Below are 507 nucleotides of genomic sequence, written 5' to 3'. Positions count from 1 at the left end.
TATGCCAACGCGCTCAACACAAGAAACACCGAATACAGATATTAATGCGATCACGCAACAAGTCGATCAATGGCTTAATGATGTCGTGATTGGTTTGAATTTGTGTCCTTTCGCTGCAAAGCCGCAGCGTAACAAACAAATTAAGATTTTTGTCAGCGAAGCAACACAAGAAGAAGCGCTGCTTGAGGATATTCTGCTGCAACTTATTGAACTCAGCACCACCGAACCAGAAAAGCTGGAAACAACATTGGTCGTCGTACCTAACATGCTGCAAGATTTCTGGGACTACAACTTCTGCATCGATTGGGTTGAAGGGCTGATCAAACAACAGGATTGGGAAGGTATATTCCAAGTGGCGACTTTCCATCCAGACTATTGCTTCGGTGGTGCAGCGCCAGAAGATGACGAGAACTTAACCAATCGTTCACCATACCCAATCTTCCATCTTATTCGAGAAGAGAGTATGGAAAAGGTGTGGAAGCACTACCCTGACCCTGAATCTATTCC

1 protein-coding gene is annotated in these 507 nt (G+C 44.8%); it reads left to right on the top strand.

Translation table 11 applies throughout. The annotated features are described in order from the left end of the window. Window position 1 precedes the first annotated feature (1 nt). Window positions 2-507, top strand: a 506-nt coding sequence (locus tag R7E78_RS30915; protein ID WP_318059242.1) for a DUF1415 domain-containing protein, incomplete at its 3' end; no start/stop codon positions are given.

The organism is Vibrio sp. YT-19(2023), from assembly GCF_033337395.1.
The sequence above is the reverse complement of the archived record's forward strand: the minus strand, read 5'-3'. Positions and strand labels throughout refer to the sequence as shown.